This is a genomic window from Pseudomonas sp. IT-P12, from assembly GCF_949767465.1.
Classification (GTDB): domain Bacteria; phylum Pseudomonadota; class Gammaproteobacteria; order Pseudomonadales; family Pseudomonadaceae; genus Aquipseudomonas.
The window spans coordinates 524351-539970 of record NZ_CATKPY010000024.1; the positions used below are offsets into that span (position 1 = coordinate 524351).

At 62.2% G+C, this 15620-nt stretch carries 13 protein-coding genes; 6 read left to right on the top strand and 7 right to left on the bottom strand.

The window, feature by feature from the left end; all coding sequences use genetic code 11:
• The first annotated feature begins 186 nt into the window (after positions 1-186).
• Together ACM6IM_RS23355 and ACM6IM_RS23360 are read left to right on the top strand one after the other, a co-directional pair.
• Complete coding sequence (locus ACM6IM_RS23355) at positions 187-591, top strand: acyl-CoA thioesterase (RefSeq protein WP_192306760.1); 405 nt, start codon at positions 187-189, stop codon at positions 589-591.
• Positions 592-849: 258 nt separating this feature from the next.
• Positions 850-1737 (top strand): formate/nitrite transporter family protein, encoded by an 888-nt coding sequence (locus tag ACM6IM_RS23360; protein ID WP_201191697.1) that lies wholly within the window; start codon positions 850-852, stop codon positions 1735-1737.
• A 27-nt stretch (positions 1738-1764) separates the two neighbouring features.
• Here ACM6IM_RS23360 and ACM6IM_RS23365 read toward each other — a convergent pair whose 3' ends face one another.
• Together ACM6IM_RS23365 and ACM6IM_RS23370 are read right to left on the bottom strand one after the other, a co-directional pair.
• Complete coding sequence (locus ACM6IM_RS23365; RefSeq protein WP_414866425.1) at positions 1765-3771, bottom strand: patatin-like phospholipase family protein; 2007 nt, start codon at positions 3769-3771, stop codon at positions 1765-1767.
• A 263-nt stretch (positions 3772-4034) separates the two neighbouring features.
• Complete coding sequence (locus ACM6IM_RS23370; RefSeq protein WP_414866426.1) at positions 4035-5204, bottom strand: MFS transporter; 1170 nt, start codon at positions 5202-5204, stop codon at positions 4035-4037.
• 217 nt (positions 5205-5421) lie between these two features.
• Here ACM6IM_RS23370 and ACM6IM_RS23375 point away from each other — a divergent pair, with 217 nt between their 5' ends.
• On the top strand, positions 5422-6255 hold the full coding sequence (locus tag ACM6IM_RS23375; protein ID WP_201191703.1) for an EamA family transporter: 834 nt from the start codon (positions 5422-5424) through the stop codon (positions 6253-6255).
• A 49-nt stretch (positions 6256-6304) separates the two neighbouring features.
• Positions 6305-6688, top strand: coding sequence for an MAPEG family protein (locus ACM6IM_RS23380; protein WP_192306753.1), 384 nt, complete (start codon positions 6305-6307; stop codon positions 6686-6688).
• A gap of 145 nt (positions 6689-6833) precedes the next feature.
• Here the strand turns inward: ACM6IM_RS23380 and ACM6IM_RS23385 are convergent, their stop codons facing one another.
• Positions 6834-8003, bottom strand: a complete 1170-nt coding sequence (locus tag ACM6IM_RS23385) for a murein transglycosylase A (RefSeq protein WP_414866427.1) — start codon at positions 8001-8003, stop codon at positions 6834-6836.
• A 128-nt stretch (positions 8004-8131) separates the two neighbouring features.
• Between ACM6IM_RS23385 and ACM6IM_RS23390 the strand changes: the two genes are divergently transcribed.
• Complete coding sequence (locus tag ACM6IM_RS23390) at positions 8132-8581, top strand: c-type cytochrome (RefSeq protein ID WP_201191707.1); 450 nt, start codon at positions 8132-8134, stop codon at positions 8579-8581.
• A gap of 50 nt (positions 8582-8631) precedes the next feature.
• On the opposite strand, the gene ACM6IM_RS23395 is transcribed toward ACM6IM_RS23390, so the two are convergent.
• From ACM6IM_RS23395 to ACM6IM_RS23410, 4 genes are all read right to left on the bottom strand, one after another.
• Positions 8632-9027: a DUF1090 domain-containing protein gene (locus tag ACM6IM_RS23395; protein WP_414866428.1), complete on the bottom strand. Its 396-nt coding sequence runs from the start codon at positions 9025-9027 to the stop codon at positions 8632-8634.
• A gap of 95 nt (positions 9028-9122) precedes the next feature.
• Positions 9123-10799, bottom strand: a complete 1677-nt coding sequence (gene ligB, locus ACM6IM_RS23400) for an NAD-dependent DNA ligase LigB (protein WP_414866429.1) — start codon at positions 10797-10799, stop codon at positions 9123-9125.
• A 253-nt stretch (positions 10800-11052) separates the two neighbouring features.
• Positions 11053-12243, bottom strand: coding sequence for a methionine adenosyltransferase (gene metK, locus ACM6IM_RS23405; protein ID WP_192306744.1), 1191 nt, complete (start codon positions 12241-12243; stop codon positions 11053-11055).
• An 18-nt stretch (positions 12244-12261) separates the two neighbouring features.
• On the bottom strand, positions 12262-13257 hold the full coding sequence (locus ACM6IM_RS23410) for an ArsR/SmtB family transcription factor (RefSeq protein WP_414866430.1): 996 nt from the start codon (positions 13255-13257) through the stop codon (positions 12262-12264).
• Positions 13258-13517: 260 nt separating this feature from the next.
• Here ACM6IM_RS23410 and tkt point away from each other — a divergent pair, with 260 nt between their 5' ends.
• Positions 13518-15515 (top strand): transketolase, encoded by a 1998-nt coding sequence (gene tkt, locus ACM6IM_RS23415; protein ID WP_414866431.1) that lies wholly within the window; start codon positions 13518-13520, stop codon positions 15513-15515.
• The last annotated feature ends 105 nt before the right edge of the window (positions 15516-15620 follow it).

Here is a 15620-nt window from a genome sequence, read left to right on the forward strand (position 1 = left end):
CGGTAGCAATCGGAAGTTACCGTTTTGAAACGGGGGCGATTATAGCGGGCTATGCTGATCTTCCAAAGCCTTTCTGCAAGTCAATGCCCGAACGGTAATCGAGACCATAGTCGATGCCTGATAGAGCTCTAGCCCGCGCTCTGCCATGATGCGTGGCATCAATCGGCAAGACGGTCAGGAGAGTGTATGAATTTTCACACCCGCAAATGGGTAAAACCGGAAGACCTGAACCCCAACGGCACGCTGTTCGGCGGCAGCCTGTTGCGCTGGATCGACGAAGAAGCGGCGATCTACGCCATCGTCCAGCTGGGCAACCAGCGCGTGGTCACCAAATACATTTCCGAAATCAATTTCGTCAGCGCCTCGCGCCAGGGCGACATCATCGAGCTGGGCATCACGGCCACCGAATTCGGCCGCACCTCGATCACCCTGACGTGTGAAGTGCGCAACAAGATCACCCGCAAAAGCATCCTGACGGTGGAGAAGATGGTCTTCGTCAACCTCGGTGAGGACGGCCTGCCCGCGCCCCACGGCCGGACCGAGATCAGGTACGTCAAGGACCAGTTCAAGGATGACCAGATCCACGATTGAGGGGTGGGTGCGCCCTTCGCGGGCATGCCCGCTCCCACAGGGAGTGGGTAGACCCTGAAGCCGATGTGGGGAGCGAGCCTGCCCGCGATAGCGGCCTGACAGTCATCATCGAGGTGTCTGCACGGCCATCATCGCGAGCAGGCTCGCCCCCACTGTCATTCCAGGCGTCAGCCCATCGATGATTTAGCGGGCGGGCACTGAACAGCGCCGAACCCTGCGTGTCGTAGTTACATTGCACGCCACCGGTTCAGGAACGCTATGAATACCCGCAAAGACGGCAAGACTCCGGACCTCTCGGCGAAAGAGCGGCACGAGGTCGAAAAGAACCAGCCACCGCGCGCGGCGGTGCTGCACGAGATCATCCGCACCCAGGGCGACCTGGAACTGGAGCGCAGCATCGCCGCGCTCTGGTGGTCAGCGCTTGCCGCAGGCCTGACCATGGGGCTGTCGCTGATGGCCATGGGGTTGCTGAACTCGCGACTGCCCGAGGGCGAGGGTTTCAAGGTGATCGCCAGTTTCGGTTACTGCGCCGGGTTTCTCGCGGTGATCCTCGCCCGCCAGCAACTGTTCACCGAAAACACCCTGACGGCGGTGCTGCCGATCATGAGCAAGCCCACACTGGGCAACTTCGGTCGATTGCTGCGGTTGTGGTCGGTGGTGCTGGTGGGCAACCTCTGCGGCACCTTGCTGGTGGCCTACGTGATGCTGGAACTGCCGATTTTCGACAGCAAGACGGACATCGCCTTCCTCGACATCGGTCGCAAAGTCATGGAGAGCGATCCCAGCCAGATGTTCTCCAAAGGCATCATTTCCGGCTGGATGATCGCCACCATGGTGTGGATGATTCCGTCCATGGAAAGCGCGAAGGTGTGGATCATCGTCCTCATCACCTACTTCATGGCGCTGGGTGATTTCACCCACATCGTGGTCGGTTCGCTGGAGGTGTCGTACCTGGTGTTTGCCGGGGAGCTGCCGTGGAGGGATTTCTGGCTGGTGTTCGCCGGGCCCACGCTGGCGGGGAACATCATCGGCGGCAGTTTCATTTTCGCGCTGATCAGCCACGCGCAGATTCGCAGTGAGTCCGGCGCACCCAGCGACAAGGGGACAGAGACCGGGACGCCGGTCGACAAGGACGACCGGCAATGATGCGCAGCGCCAGCGCGGGTTTTTCGATCATCCGCCGCGGATCAGCCAGGCGCGGGCCTGATCAACCGTCGTGGAGCTGAACGCTCGCTTGGAGGACGGCCACGTGCGCGGGACGTAATGATCGGCGATCCGATTCAATACCTCATTGAAACCTTCGCGCGTGAGGACATTGCGCAAGTCCTCAATGGCCTCTCTCAGCAATGTGACGTTCGAGTCAGGCTGGCCCAGGCGAAACAGCGAGGGGTAGATCACTTCGCGGATGAAGTTCTCGCTTTTGGTGACGATATCGCGCCGGTCCATCTCCTGGATCGCCTCGCTCAGGACCGGGGATTTTTCCCCCGTCGAGCCAGCGTCCAGGCGTTTTACTGCTTGCAGTAACGACATGAACACCGGGTCGCTGCCCTGGTTGAGCTGTTTCGCCAGCCACTCCCGTTTGCCGGGCGCATCACCCAACTGATCCAGGGCGTCCACGGCGACGCGAAGGGGCGCGGTCAGGGTCAATGGTCCTTCCTGGCTGGCAACGACAGCGACCAGAGTGCGCTTGAGATCGGCCAGCGCCTGTTGCGCGTGATGCCGGAACTCGATGACGGCAGCCGCGTCGGGGTGATCATGCAACTCAAGCGCCGCTGCTTCGAACATCGACTCGTTCAATGCCAGCAGGGCTCCCCCCATCGATGCGAAGGTGTACGTCTGACACTGCTGATGACGCGCCAGGTACTGCTGCACGTCGAATTCCAGCGTTTGCTGCAGATGGTTCTTGTGTTCGCTGGCCATGTTGAAGTTGACGGTGCCCTGCAGCGTACCGGTGAAATCGCCTTTGTCGACCTTCAGGCGCACGGTGACGATCTGGTTGGCAAGCGCCGCGAGGCCGGCGTTTTGCTGGGCGTGTCGGGCTGAGTAGGGCGCACCGATAAACCGGTCGGCCAGGGTCGAGAACAGGGTGCCGCGATCATTTTTCTTCTTGCTCTGCGCGCTCTCGAACTTGAGCACCAGCTGTTCGCTGTCGGGCATGACGCTCGCCGAAAATTGCGGTTCATACAGGTCCAGAACCGGCGTGTTGAGCATGATCCCTCCATCTTGAAAGAAGGTGCGCTGCGGGCCCGCCTGGAATGGCAGGTGCTGTTCCGAGGGTTGGGCGAAGACCACCGGCAGCGAGCCGGAAATATGGGCCGCGCGGGCGACGTCCATGTCCGGAGTCAAACTGGCATTGAACACCACCATTTGCGGACGTCCATCGAACATGGCCGTGCCGGTGACGTTCAGTTGCTTGATTTCAGGCAGGTCATTGCTCAGGGTCGCCAGGTCGGCAAATGTGACGAACCCCTGGCTTCTTATTTGCGCCAGTCGGATTTCGCCCGCCGGCGAAAGTGCGCGATTGTCCCCCGCCGCCCGGGCAACGCAGGCCTGAATCGACTCGATCATTTTTTCGCGGATCAGGGTTTCCAGCGGCGTGGCCTTGGATTGCAAGCGCGGCATAAGGTCGAACAGCAATTGGCCGATGCTGCCAGCCTTGCCGGGTAGTTTGGCAATACCGCGTCCCAGGGTGGAACTGACCTGCTGTATCGGTCCCAGCACTTTGCTCTGGCTGTCGAGCAGCGAGACGAGGTTGGTTTCATCCGACAGCCTGTCGAAGTCCGCTGGCCCCATGCCGCTGGCCAGGAGTGCGGCGGAAATGGCGCCCGCCGATGAACCCGAGAGGGTGCGTATCGGCTCCAGTGCCTGATGGTCTGCCAATGCCTTGACCATCCCGGAGAACGCAACGCCCTTGGCGCCCCCACCACTGAGCACCAGTCGTTCGATGGCGGGGCGCTTGAGCTCCACTTCGATGACGCCATTGGCGAATTGGCGAATCGACAGTTTCCGCTCGGTCAGTGCGTGCACGAGCGTTTGTGCTCGACCTTGGCCGACGTGGGCAGATCCCTTGGCGAAGTCACCCCAGTCGACGTCACCGCCAGTGACGGCGTGGGACGCAGGTCTGTCAGGCGGCGATGACGGGCTTGAAACGGGCGATGAGGAAAGGGTGGGGCTGATCATGGGGCGTCTCGTCCTTGGGAGTGCAAAACGGCACTTTAGGCGAGACGAGTCAGCAGCGGAGCATGAGGAAATGGCTTGGCACACATACCCGGCGGCGGTTCGGGACGTCCTGGGGTCTGCGTTGAAAGGCCCTGAATAGAGCCTTTCAAATCAATCGCTGGGGAGGTTGGAGGGGGGCTGTAGATGTTTCGTACAACCTGCGTCCAGATTGCCGGGTGTGTCGGCAGGGTGTTTCCCATCAAAGGTCTGGTTTGATCCGGCGGCTAACCTTTTGCAGCGATCACCGCAATGTCACGCCGCTGCCGGTAGATGAAGTAGAGCGCGGCCAATACCGTCAAGCCACTCACCAGGGCGCCGGTCCAGGGCAGGTCCGCCAGGTCCGCGCCGCTGGCGACCACCAACCCGCCGATCCAGGCGCCGGCGGCGTTGCCGAGGTTGAAGGCGCTCTGGTTCAGGGTTGAACCGAGGTTGGGGGCTTCGTGGGCCTGGTCGATGATCAGCAGTTGCAGGATCGGGCACAGGGCAAAGGCGAAAATCCCCCACAGCACCAGGGTCACCGCCGCCGGGATGACCGAGCGGCTGGTCTGGCTGAACGCGGCCAGCACCAGCACCACGGCCAGGGCCATGCCCACCAGCGAGGGCAGCAGGCGGCTGTCGGCCAGGCGGCCACCGAGCATGCTGCCGGCAGTCAAGCCCACGCCGAACAACAGCAGCATGATCGTCACGCCATGGGGACTGACGCCGGTGATGTCCTGCAGGATCGGCGCGATGTAGGTGAACACGCTGAACAGGCTGGTCGAGGCCAGCACGCTCATCCCCAGGGCAAGCAACACACTGGCTTTACCCAGCACCTTGAACTCGCTGGCCAGGTTGGCTTTGTCCATGCTGATCTCTTTCGGAAGCCAGACCCATTGGGCAATGGCGGCGATCACGCCGATCACCGACACCGCCCAGAACGTCGAGCGCCAGCCGGCGTATTGGCCCAGTGCAGTGCCCAGCGGCACGCCGAGCACATTGGCCAGGGTCAGGCCGGTGAACATCATGGCAATGGCCTGGGCCCGTTTGTTCGGGGCTACCAACCCGGCGGCCACCACCGAGCCGATGCCGAAAAACGCACCATGGCACAGCGCGGTCACCACCCGGGCGGCCATCAGCGTGGCATAGTTCGGTGCCAGCGCGCAGAGCATGTTGCCCAGGATGAACATCAGCGTCATGCCCAGCAGGGTGGCCTTGCGCGGCATGTTGGCAGTGCCGACCGCAAGGATCGGGGCGCCGAACACGACGCCCAGGGCATAGCCGGTGATCAGCAGACCGGCGTGGGGAATGCTGACCGAGAGGTCTCGGGCGACATCGGGCAGCAGGCCCATGATGACGAATTCCGTGGTGCCGATGCCGAACGCGGCAACAGCGAGGGCAAGCAAGGCGAGGGGCATGCGCAAGGTCTCTTTTCTATCGTTTTGGCGCGGCGATCAGGCATACGCATGCCAGGAGCCGTCGTCTTGAAAGCGGCCCGAAGCAGAAATTATTGGAATTAGTCTGTGCGCAACTGAGTGCGGCGTGGTCGCTTGCAGTATAAACAGCTGCTGAAATATGGCGAATCAATTCTTCCCCCGAACCCTGTTGGAGGGGGTGTCATGAAAGGAGTGTGCCGTGCTTGCGACGGCGTTGGTGTTGGTGGCGGCGCTGTTGCATGCGGCGTGGAATACCCTGATCAAGTTCAGCGCCGAACGGCTGCTGGTGGTGGCGTGCATGGACAGCGTCGCACTGTTGTTCGTCGCGCTGATGCTGCCGTTCGTGGCGTTGCCGCCGATGGACATCTGGCCATGGATCCTGGCCTCGGCGGCGTTCGAATTGCTCTATCGCTATTTGCTGATCCAGGCTTATCGCGTCGGTGACCTGGGGTTGGTCTATCCATTGATGCGCGGCCTGTCGCCGTTGGTGGTCCTGGCGTTGACGCTGATCTTTGCCGGGGAGGAGCTGACCCATCAGCAGATCTTCGGCATCCTGCTCATCCCCTTCGGCATGCTCTGCCTGTTGTGGCAGGGCGGTGGCGGCGCGCGCCTGCCATGGTCGATGCTGCCGGTGGTGGTGCTGATCGGCCTGTGCATCGGTTGCTACACCTTCATCGACGGCCAGGCGCTGCGGCGCTGGTCACATCCGCTGGATTACCTGGTCTGGGTCACGCTGCTCAGCGCCTGGCCGTTTCCATTGCTGGCGCTGGTACGCAAGCGCCCGGCCTTCAGGTCGTTCTGGCGTGAGCAGTGGCGACTGGGCCTGGCGGTCGGTTTCTGCGTGTTGTTCAGCTACGCTCTGGTGCTGTGGGCGATGCAGCTGGGGTCGATTGCCGAAGCGGCGGCGTTGCGCGAGATCAGTGTGATTCTGGTGGTGCTGTTCGGCATGCGCTACTTGAAAGAACCTTTCGGCAGGCCACGGCTCTTAGCCTGTGGACTGGTGTTGATCGGCATACTGGTGATGAAGTTCTGACGGATCGATAACAGCCTCCATACCTGAAAACCAAAAAGGGACAACTTTTATGACGGTGGCTTTGTGGTGCATTTTGATCGCGATTGTCCTGCCTTACCTGTGCACGCTCGTGGCGAAGATCAGTGGCGGCTACCGGCTGCAGGACAACCATGATCCCCGGGATTTTCTCGACTCGCTGGAAGGGTTCGGCCGGCGCGCGCACGCGGCGCAATTGAACAGTTTTGAAATCACCCCGGCCTTTGCCGCCGCCGTGATCGTCGCGCACCTGGCGGGCAACGCCGAACTGGTGACGATCAATGTGCTGTCGGTCCTGTTCATCACCAGCCGCCTGCTGTACATCATTTGCTACCTGGCGGACTGGGCGATTCTGCGCTCGCTGGTGTGGTTCGTGGGAGCGGGGCTGATTGTGGGGTTGTTCTGGGTTTCGGCCTGAAAGGCGGCACCTGTCGATTTTGCGGAGCTCATCGTCGGAACGCCGCCCGGAGCAGGCTCGCTCCCACGATTGAAGCGCATGCTTCTGTGGCAGCGAGCCCGCTCCGGGCGGCGTTCCGACGAAGCGATCTATCTGCCTCGCGGATTTACTGATCAGCCACCTGTGGCACTTGCGGCAAAGCCGCGCCTTTCGGCCACAGCATCCAGATCTGACCCTGTTGTTTCATGTCGCCTGCCAGTTGCCCGGCCGCTTCGCCTGTGCCCCAGAACAGGTCCGCACGGACTTCGCCGGTAATCGCGCCTCCCGTGTCCTGGGCGGCCACCGGGCGAACCAGTGGCGTGCCATCCGGTCGGGTGGTCGATAACCACATGAGGCTGCCCAGCGGGATCACCTTGCGGTCCACTGCCGCGCTGTAACCGGCGGTCAGAGGCACGTTCAGCGAGCCACGAGGGCCTTCGTTGCTGTCCGGGTTGCGGGTGAAGAACACATAACTGGGGTTGCTGCCGAGCAACTGCGGGATACGCTCGGGATGAGCCTTGGCCCAGTCGCTGATGGCGCCCATGGTCACCTCTTCTTTCTTCAGTTCACCTTGTTCCACCAGCCAGCGACCTATCGGGCGATACGGATGGCCATTCTGGTCGGCATAGGCGATGCGCAACTGGCGGCCATCGTCGAGCTGAATACGGCCGGAGCCCTGTATCTGGAGGAATTGCAGGTTCATCGGGTCGGTCAGCCACGCCACCACGGGCGCCTTGACCCCCTTGCTTTCAATCGTGGCCGCATCGTCGTATGGCTTGAGCACGCGGCCTTCGAGCCTTCCACGCAGGCGTTTGCCCTTGAGTTCCGGGTAGAGGCTGTCGAGGGCGACGATGATCATGTCCTCGGGCACGCCGTACACCGGGATGTTCGCCACGGTGGTCTGGGTCAGGCTGCCGGGGTAGACCGGCTCGTAGTAGCCGGTGATCAGGCCGTTGGGGTTGTCGTTGGCGGCCCGCAGACCATAGACATCGAGGTGTTGTTTGAGAAAGGCGCGGATTTCGCTGGCGGTCTGCGGCACATTGGCGGCAGCGGCGCAGGTCGAGCCCCAGACCGCGTCGGCCTTGAGTCGGGCACAGGCGCTGCGCCATGAGCCAAAGCCGGCCACCAGGTCGCTGTCGGTGACGGCGGGCAACGCTTCCCAGGAGGCGCTGGAATAGGTCGCCAGGGCGTGGGTTTTCGGTTGACCACTGTCACCGCCGGTGCAGCCTGCGAGCACGGCGACCATCGGCAGTGTCCACGCGAGGTGGGCCCGCCATGCCTTGAAACGGCTGTTCATGAAATCATTCCTGTGTCGGTTGCCCGGGCGTTTGCTGCGCCCGAACAACCCTTATTGTTAATAGGGCTATTGGTGTTTGCCGGTGACGCGAGGATACTGGCCGCCGATTTCCGCGACCTGAAGCCACCATGACTTTGAAAAAAATGACCGTTGTATTGCTGGCCTGCCTGACGTTGTCCGCGTGCGGTGGCGTCGACCCGAATTCGCCACTGGGTCAGCGCAAGGCGATCTTCAAGCAAATGCTCAAGACCGGCGAAGACCTGGGTGGCATGTTGCGTGGTCGCATCCCGTTCGACGGGCCCCGATTTGCCGAGGGCGCCGTGAAGCTCGATGCGCTGTCCCACGAGCCGTGGAAACATTTCCCGCAGGTGCGCGAAGAAGATCACAGCAGCGCCAAGGACGATGTCTGGCAGAAGCAGGCACGTTTTCAGGAGCTGGCTCGCACCCTCGAGGCCGCCACCGGTGAATTGGTGGTTGCCAGCAAGGTCCAGCCTTACAAGGCGAGCAACCTTGGGCCGGCGGTACAGAAAGTCGAAGATGCCTGCAGTGCGTGCCATAAGGAATTCAGGGATCATTGATGGGGGCGGTCCTTCCCACGCCGGGCGTGGGAGCGATCGACCCGCTGTCTTCATTTATCCAGCTCATCCAGGGCGTCCTGCAGTTCCTTGCGGGACTCGGCCAGTTTGTCCTTGCGCTTGTTGATCTTCTCGGGGTCGCCTTTTTTCATGGCTTTTTCGAGATCGGCCTGGCGTTTGCTGACTTCGTGCCGGGCGTCGAGGACCTTGTTTTCCCGTTCCTTCTTCAGCGAGGCATCGGTGCAATGGTCGGTGACTTCGCCCAGGGCCTTTTCAAGGCCTGCCTGCTGATCGGTGTTGCCCTGGGATCTGGCCAGTTCGATCTGGCTGATGATGCTCTGCTTCTTGGCGGCGCAACCGGTCAGCTCCGGCGCCTGCTCGGCCGCCATCAGCGGAGCGGCCATCACGCCGCATAGGGTCAGCAAGGCGAGCGGTGAAAGACATTTCATAAAAGCTCCATGTGCAATTGCAATCGGGTCGATGCGGCGCTGGGCGTTTGAGCCCTCCGGTCACTTTGGGTTCCCGGGCAGGCGAGCTATCGCGGTCACTGGAAACCGTCGATCCCTGCTGCACGCAATGTTTCGCTCAAGGCCAGTACCTGCGGGTCGCGGAAAAACGCGCTCAGTTGCGCTGCCCGTCCCGGTCCGATACCGGACTCGGCCTGCCATTGTGCGATGTTTCGTTGAGCCAGCACCTGCCATGAGTCAGCAAGTCGTGCCTGGCCGGTTGGCGGTAAACCCAGAGCTTTGAGCCAGCGATAAAACGGACGTTGGCGGGCACTGTTGAAACTGTTCAAGAGGCGAGTCGCCTGGCGTTCGCCGAAGCCGTCAATGTTAGCAAGCTCTTGGGCGTCGAGGGTCAACCAATCCAGCAGACTGCCGAGGTGACCCGTTTCGAGAAGTTTCTCCCAGGTGCCTGGACCGACGTGGGGCAGGGCCAGGCCCTGTTTTCCGCTGAGCCAGGCCAGGCGTGCGAGAAACTGGCTTTTGCACCCAGGCGTCGGCTGCCAGCAGCTCAACGGATGGAAGTCGGCGGCCAATGGCACCTCCAGGTCGGTGCGCTCGGTGGCGCGCAGAACCACCCCGTCCAGCCTCGGGATTGTCAGCCCGGCGAGGCTGATGGCGACCTGGTCGCCGGGGCGGATGTCCAGCGTCTCCCAGCGACGCAGGGAGCCGAGGCTCACGTGCCTGATCTGCCGGTCGTCGAGCCGCACCGGTTTCAACTCCAGCATGGGGGTGATCCGTCCGGTGCGACCGACCTTGAACTCGACCTTTCTCACTTCGGCCAGCGCCTGGGCAAAAGGATATTTCCAGGCAACGGCCCAAAAGGGCGGTTTTGTCTGCCAGCGTTCGGCCGGTGGACGCTGGCTCTGGCGCAAGACCACACCGTCGCTGGCGAAGGGCAGGGGCGAGCGATGCCAGCGGTCGCGCCACTGTTCGGCGTCGGCCAGTGACCGGATCGGCTGGCTGTACGGCGTTGTGCCGGGGAACCCCAGTTCATCCAGCGCGTCGGTGCGCGAGGGCAGGTCGGCGGGGCCTTCTGGCCAGTCCCAGACAAACAGTCCGATGCCGGCGGTTTGCCCAGGGGTGAGCGTCTTGCGGGCCATCAGGCCAGCCACCCTGCTGCGTGCATTGAGGCTGCCGGCCCGGGCTTGTACATGATCGTCCAGACGCCAATAAAGTTCGCCTTGCACTCGCAGGTCCACGGGCCGGGTCAGGGTGTGGGGGATGGCCGGGATCAGCCGCGCCGTGGCGGTCCAGTCCTGGCCAGTCAGGCCATCGCCGCGACTGATGGCCTGGTGCAGCGTCCCGCCGTGATAAACCAAGGTGACGGCCACGCCGTCTACCTTGGGCTGTATCCAGATGTCCTTGCGGTGGCGCAGCCACTGCTCGACCGCGTGTTGATCGTGCAGTTTCTCCAGGCCGGTGTGGACGATCGGGTGAGCGACGGTTCCGCCAGCGGTCCGCAAGGGAGTGGGTGCCTGACCGGCGTTGAAGCACGTGCGCCATTCGCCCAGTCGCAAGCGTGACTGATCGTAGAGTTCGTCGGCGACCAGCGAGCGCCCGTCGCGATGGTAGCTTTCGTCCCAGTGATCGATGTGTTTCTGCAGGGCGGCGATTTCATTCAGCGCCCGGGCGGGTGGCCAGTCGGGGCAGTCGGCAGCGGTTGAGGCGGTGCAGGACAGGGCCAGGAAAAAACCGAAAAACAGTCGCACAAGCATCGTGAGCGTCCTTGCTCAATGGAATGCCTGAAGGCTAGCCGGTGTTTTTCTGCCAGGACGAAAGGGTGTTTTACCCGGTGTTTCCGTTGGGTGTCTTCGCGACCCGGTTCGTTCGCGCGATGTTTTCCGGGCCCGACACAGAGCCCGTGGGAGCGAGCCTGCTCGCGAAAGCCGCTGCCCAGTGCAAGGTCAACGCCAACAAAAAGCCCCGCACGGCGAACCGTGCGGGGCTTTGGGCACCGCCAGGGCGGCCTTAGAGGCCGGCAGCCGAGCGCAGCTGTTCGGCGCGGTCGGTTTTTTCCCAGGTGAAGGTGGTGAAGGTGTCTTCGCCCACCGTCTTGGTCGCCGGGGTGCGGCCGAAGTGGCCGTATGCCGCGGTGTCCTGGTACATCGGGTGCAGCAGGTCGAGCATGGTGGTGATTGCGTAGGGACGCAGGTCGAACACTTCGCGAACCAGCTTGATGATTTTGTCATCGCTGATTTTGCCGGTGCCGAAGGTGTTCAGCGAGATCGAAGTCGGCTGCGCAACACCGATCGCGTAGGAAACCTGAATCTCGCAACGCTCGGCCAGGCCGGCCGCCACAATGTTCTTGGCGACATACCGACCGGCGTAGGCGGCCGAACGGTCAACCTTGGATGGATCTTTACCGGAGAATGCGCCGCCACCGTGACGGGCCATGCCGCCGTAGCTGTCGACGATGATCTTGCGGCCGGTCAGGCCACAGTCGCCCACCGGGCCACCGATGATGAACTGGCCAGTCGGGTTAATGTGGAACTGGGTGTCCTTGGTCAGCAGCTCGGCAGGCAGTACGTGCTTGACGATCAGCTCCATCACGCCTTCGCGCAGGTCGTTGTACGACACGTCCGGGTTGTGCTGGGTCGACAATACAACGGCGTCGATACCCACCACCTTGCCGCCTTCGTAACGGCAGGTCACTTGCGACTTGGCGTCCGGGCGCAGCCACGGCAGCAGGCCGGATTTGCGGGCTTCGGCTTGCCTTTGCACAAGCTGGTGCGAGAAGGTGATCGGCGCTGGCATCAGCACGTCGGTTTCGTTGCTGGCGTAGCCGAACATCAGGCCCTGGTCGCCGGCACCCTGATCTTCCGGCTTGGCGCGGTCGACACCCTGGTTGATGTCAGGGGACTGCTTGCCAATGATGTTCATCACACCGCAGGTCGCGCCGTCGAAGCCGACGTCGGAGCTGTTGTAGCCGATGTCGAGAATCACGTTACGCACGATCTCTTCCAGGTCGACCCAGGCCGACGTGGTGACTTCACCTGCAATGATTGCCACGCCGGTTTTCACCAGAGTTTCGCACGCCACGCGGGCGAACTTGTCTTCGGCAATGATGGCGTCCAGCACCGCATCGGAAATCTGGTCGGCGATTTTGTCCGGATGCCCTTCGGACACGGACTCGGAGGTGAAGAGGGAGTATTCGCTCATCTCGATTTTTTCCTGAATTTACCGATGGTGAGTGTCGCCAGCCGGCCGCTGAAAGTGGCGGACCTGGATCTGGAAACCATTACGTAAGCCTACATAGAGGCTTTCCCCGGGAACGAGTCCCGCAGCGGTGGCCCAACGGGCCAAGTCGTCCTGTTCAAACCCCAACCACAGATCACCGCAGGCCTCCCTGGCCCAACTCTGGTTGTGGCTGCATAACTCTGTCACGAGCAGGCTACCGCCCGGTTGCAGCAGGCCGGCCATGTGCTTGAGGGCATCGGCCGGCGCAGCAAAGTGGTGCAACACCATGTTCAGTACCACGCAATCGGCCTGCAGGCTGACACCCGTCAGTGCATCGGCCAGTTGCAGGCTGACGTTAGCCAGCTTTTCGCGCTCACAGACCTGGCGTGCCAGTTCAAGCATGGCCGGGCTGTTGTCCAGTGCCGTGACGTGACCGAAGCGTCGCGCCAGTTCCGGCAGGAATGCGCCGTCGCCGGGGCCGACTTCGATGGCGCTGGCGCCTTCGTTGAAACTCAACTTGTCGAGCAGGGCCACCACGCTTTCGCGGTACTGCGGCAGGCCGGCAATCAAGTCCTGCTGGGCACGAAACTTTTCCGCGACCCGTGAAAAAAAGTCCTGGCTGGCCGCCGCTCGCTGGCCATGGACCTGACCGATCCGCGACTGCACATCGGCAGGCAGGGTCAGGTTATCCACTTCTTCGAGCAGCGCGGCATGCAGCTTGCCGCCCAACTGTTCGGTATGGGGCAGGGCTCGGCGATAGAAGATCGCGTTGCCTTCACGGCGCGTCGCCACCAGGCCGGCCTGTGCCAGGACCTTGAGGTGATGGCTCATGCCCGACTGGCCGATGCCGAAGATCTGCGCCAGCTCCAGCACACCAAACGAATCGTTGGCCAGTGCGCGCAAGACATTCAAACGCAGTGGATCGCCGCCGGCCTTGCACAGGGCCGCCAGTTCGTCGCAATCGTCATGTTGAATGGAAGGCACGCGCAAGTTCATAGGGGCAGCAGTCTAGTGACGGCCGGAAAACACCGCAAGGGCAATATCAAAAAGTTTTGATATTGCACGATAGATGGCACTTCTCGGGCCGCGGGTCACTCTACAAATCGTCAGCGGAAAGGTTTCACCAGGCGAATGAGAATTTATCCACCGGAAAAACACGTCCAGATGACTATCTGTCATTGCCCCGAGGCGGGTCGGTGAGGGAAAATGCTCGCCTTTTTTCCGTTTCGTTTTATTCAAACCCTAGGAGATCAGCGATGCCCAGCCGTCGTGAGCGTGCCAACGCCATTCGTGCCCTCAGCATGGATGCCGTGCAAAAAGCCAACAGCGGCCATCCCGGTGCCCCGATGGGTATGGCGGATATCGCCGAAGTACTGTGGCGTGACTACCTGAAGCACAACCCGAGCAATCCATCGTTCGCCGACCGTGACCGCTTCGTGCTGTCCAACGGCCATGGCTCGATGCTGATCTACTCGCTGCTGCACCTGACTGGCTACGACCTGTCGATCGATGACCTGAAAAACTTCCGCCAACTGCACAGCCGCACCCCGGGTCACCCGGAATTCGGCTACACCCCGGGTGTTGAAACCACCACCGGCCCACTGGGTCAGGGGTTGGCCAACGCCGTGGGCTTTGCCCTGGCGGAAAAAGTCCTGGCGGCTCAGTTCAACCGTCCCGGTCATAACATCGTCGATCACCACACCTACGTGTTCCTGGGTGATGGCTGCATGATGGAAGGCGTTTCCCACGAAGTTGGCTCCCTGGCCGGCACCCTGGGCCTGGGTAAGCTGATTGCCTTCTACGATGACAACGGCATTTCCATCGACGGCGAAGTCGAAGGCTGGTTCACCGACGACACGCCTAAGCGTTTCGAAGCCTACAACTGGCAGGTGATCCGCAATGTCGACGGTCACGATCCTGAAGAGATCAAGACCGCCATCGAGACGGCTCGCAAAAGCGCGCAGCCAACCCTGATCTGCTGCAAGACCACCATCGGTTTCGGTTCGCCGAACAAGCAAGGCAAGGAAGATTGCCACGGCGCCCCGCTGGGCGACGCGGAAATCGCCTTGACCCGCGAGGCGCTGAAGTGGAACCACGGTCCATTCGAAATCCCGGCCGACATTTATGCCGAGTGGGACGCCAAGGAAGCCGGCCGCGCCGCCGAAGCCGAGTGGGATCAGCGTTTCGCTGCCTACTCCGCCGCGTTCCCGACCGAAGCCAATGAGCTGATTCGTCGCCTGAGCGGTGAACTGCCGGCTGACTTCAGCGAAAAGGCCGACGCCTACATCGCCGAAGTGGCCGCCAAGGGCGAAACCATCGCCAGCCGCAAGGCCAGCCAGAACACCCTGAACGCCTTCGGCCCGCTGCTGCCCGAGTTCCTCGGCGGCTCGGCCGACCTGGCCGGTTCCAACCTGACCCTGTGGAAAGGTTGCAAAGGTGTCAGCGCTGAAGACGCCAGCGGCAACTACATGTACTACGGCGTGCGCGAATTCGGCATGACCGCGATCATGAACGGCGTGGCCCTGCACGGCGGTCTGGTGCCTTACGGCGCGACCTTCCTGATGTTCATGGAATACGCACGCAATGCCGTGCGCATGTCGGCGCTGATGAAGCAGCGCGTGATCCACGTCTACACCCACGACTCCATCGGCCTGGGCGAAGACGGTCCGACGCACCAGCCTATCGAGCAACTGGCCAGCCTGCGCTGCACGCCGAACCTCGACACCTGGCGCCCAGCCGACGCCGTTGAGTCGGCGGTGAGCTGGAAACACGCGCTCGAGCGCAAGGACGGCCCTTCGGCGCTGATCTTCTCGCGCCAGAACCTGCAGCATCAGGCGCGCAGCGCACTGCAGATCGCCGACATCGCCCGTGGCGGTTATGTACTCAAGGACTGCAGCGGCGAGCCGGAGCTGATCCTGATCTCCACCGGTTCCGAAGTCGGCCTGGCCGTTCAGGCTTTCGACAAGCTGACCGAGCAGGGCCGCAAGGTCCGTGTGGTCTCCATGCCCTGCACCAGTGTGTTCGATGCCCAGGACGCCGACTACAAGCAATCGGTCCTGCCGTTGCAAGTGGGCGCCCGAATCGCCATCGAAGCCGCCCATGCGGACTACTGGTACAAGTACGTGGGCCTGGAAGGCCGCGTCATCGGCATGACCACCTACGGTGAGTCGGCGCCTGCACCGGCGCTGTTCGAAGAGTTCGGCTTCACCCTGGAAAACATCCTGGGCCAGGCTGAAGAGCTGCTGGAAGACTGATCCACACGCTGTGTTGTCAGGGCTGCCGTCATCGCGAGCAGGCTCGCTCCCACAGGGCTGCACATTGCCCGGGTGGGAGCGAGCCAGCGCGCGATAGCGGTGGCC

Bases quoted from the DNA above. Each gene is read 5' to 3' on its own strand.
- ACM6IM_RS23355 (WP_192306760.1), top strand. From the start codon at position 187: ATGAATTTTCACACCCGCAAATGGGTAAAACCGGAAGACCTGAACCCC.
- ACM6IM_RS23360 (WP_201191697.1), top strand. From the start codon at position 850: ATGAATACCCGCAAAGACGGCAAGACTCCGGACCTCTCGGCGAAAGAG.
- ACM6IM_RS23365 (WP_414866425.1), bottom strand. From the start codon at position 3,771: ATGATCAGCCCCACCCTTTCCTCATCGCCCGTTTCAAGCCCGTCATCG.
- ACM6IM_RS23370 (WP_414866426.1), bottom strand. From the start codon at position 5,204: ATGCCCCTCGCCTTGCTTGCCCTCGCTGTTGCCGCGTTCGGCATCGGC.
- ACM6IM_RS23380 (WP_192306753.1), top strand. From the start codon at position 6,305: ATGACGGTGGCTTTGTGGTGCATTTTGATCGCGATTGTCCTGCCTTAC.
- ACM6IM_RS23385 (WP_414866427.1), bottom strand. From the start codon at position 8,003: ATGAACAGCCGTTTCAAGGCATGGCGGGCCCACCTCGCGTGGACACTG.
- ACM6IM_RS23390 (WP_201191707.1), top strand. From the start codon at position 8,132: ATGACTTTGAAAAAAATGACCGTTGTATTGCTGGCCTGCCTGACGTTG.
- ACM6IM_RS23395 (WP_414866428.1), bottom strand. From the start codon at position 9,027: ATGAAATGTCTTTCACCGCTCGCCTTGCTGACCCTATGCGGCGTGATG.
- ligB (WP_414866429.1), bottom strand. From the start codon at position 10,799: ATGCTTGTGCGACTGTTTTTCGGTTTTTTCCTGGCCCTGTCCTGCACC.
- metK (WP_192306744.1), bottom strand. From the start codon at position 12,243: ATGAGCGAATACTCCCTCTTCACCTCCGAGTCCGTGTCCGAAGGGCAT.
- ACM6IM_RS23410 (WP_414866430.1), bottom strand. From the start codon at position 13,257: ATGAACTTGCGCGTGCCTTCCATTCAACATGACGATTGCGACGAACTG.
- tkt (WP_414866431.1), top strand. From the start codon at position 13,518: ATGCCCAGCCGTCGTGAGCGTGCCAACGCCATTCGTGCCCTCAGCATG.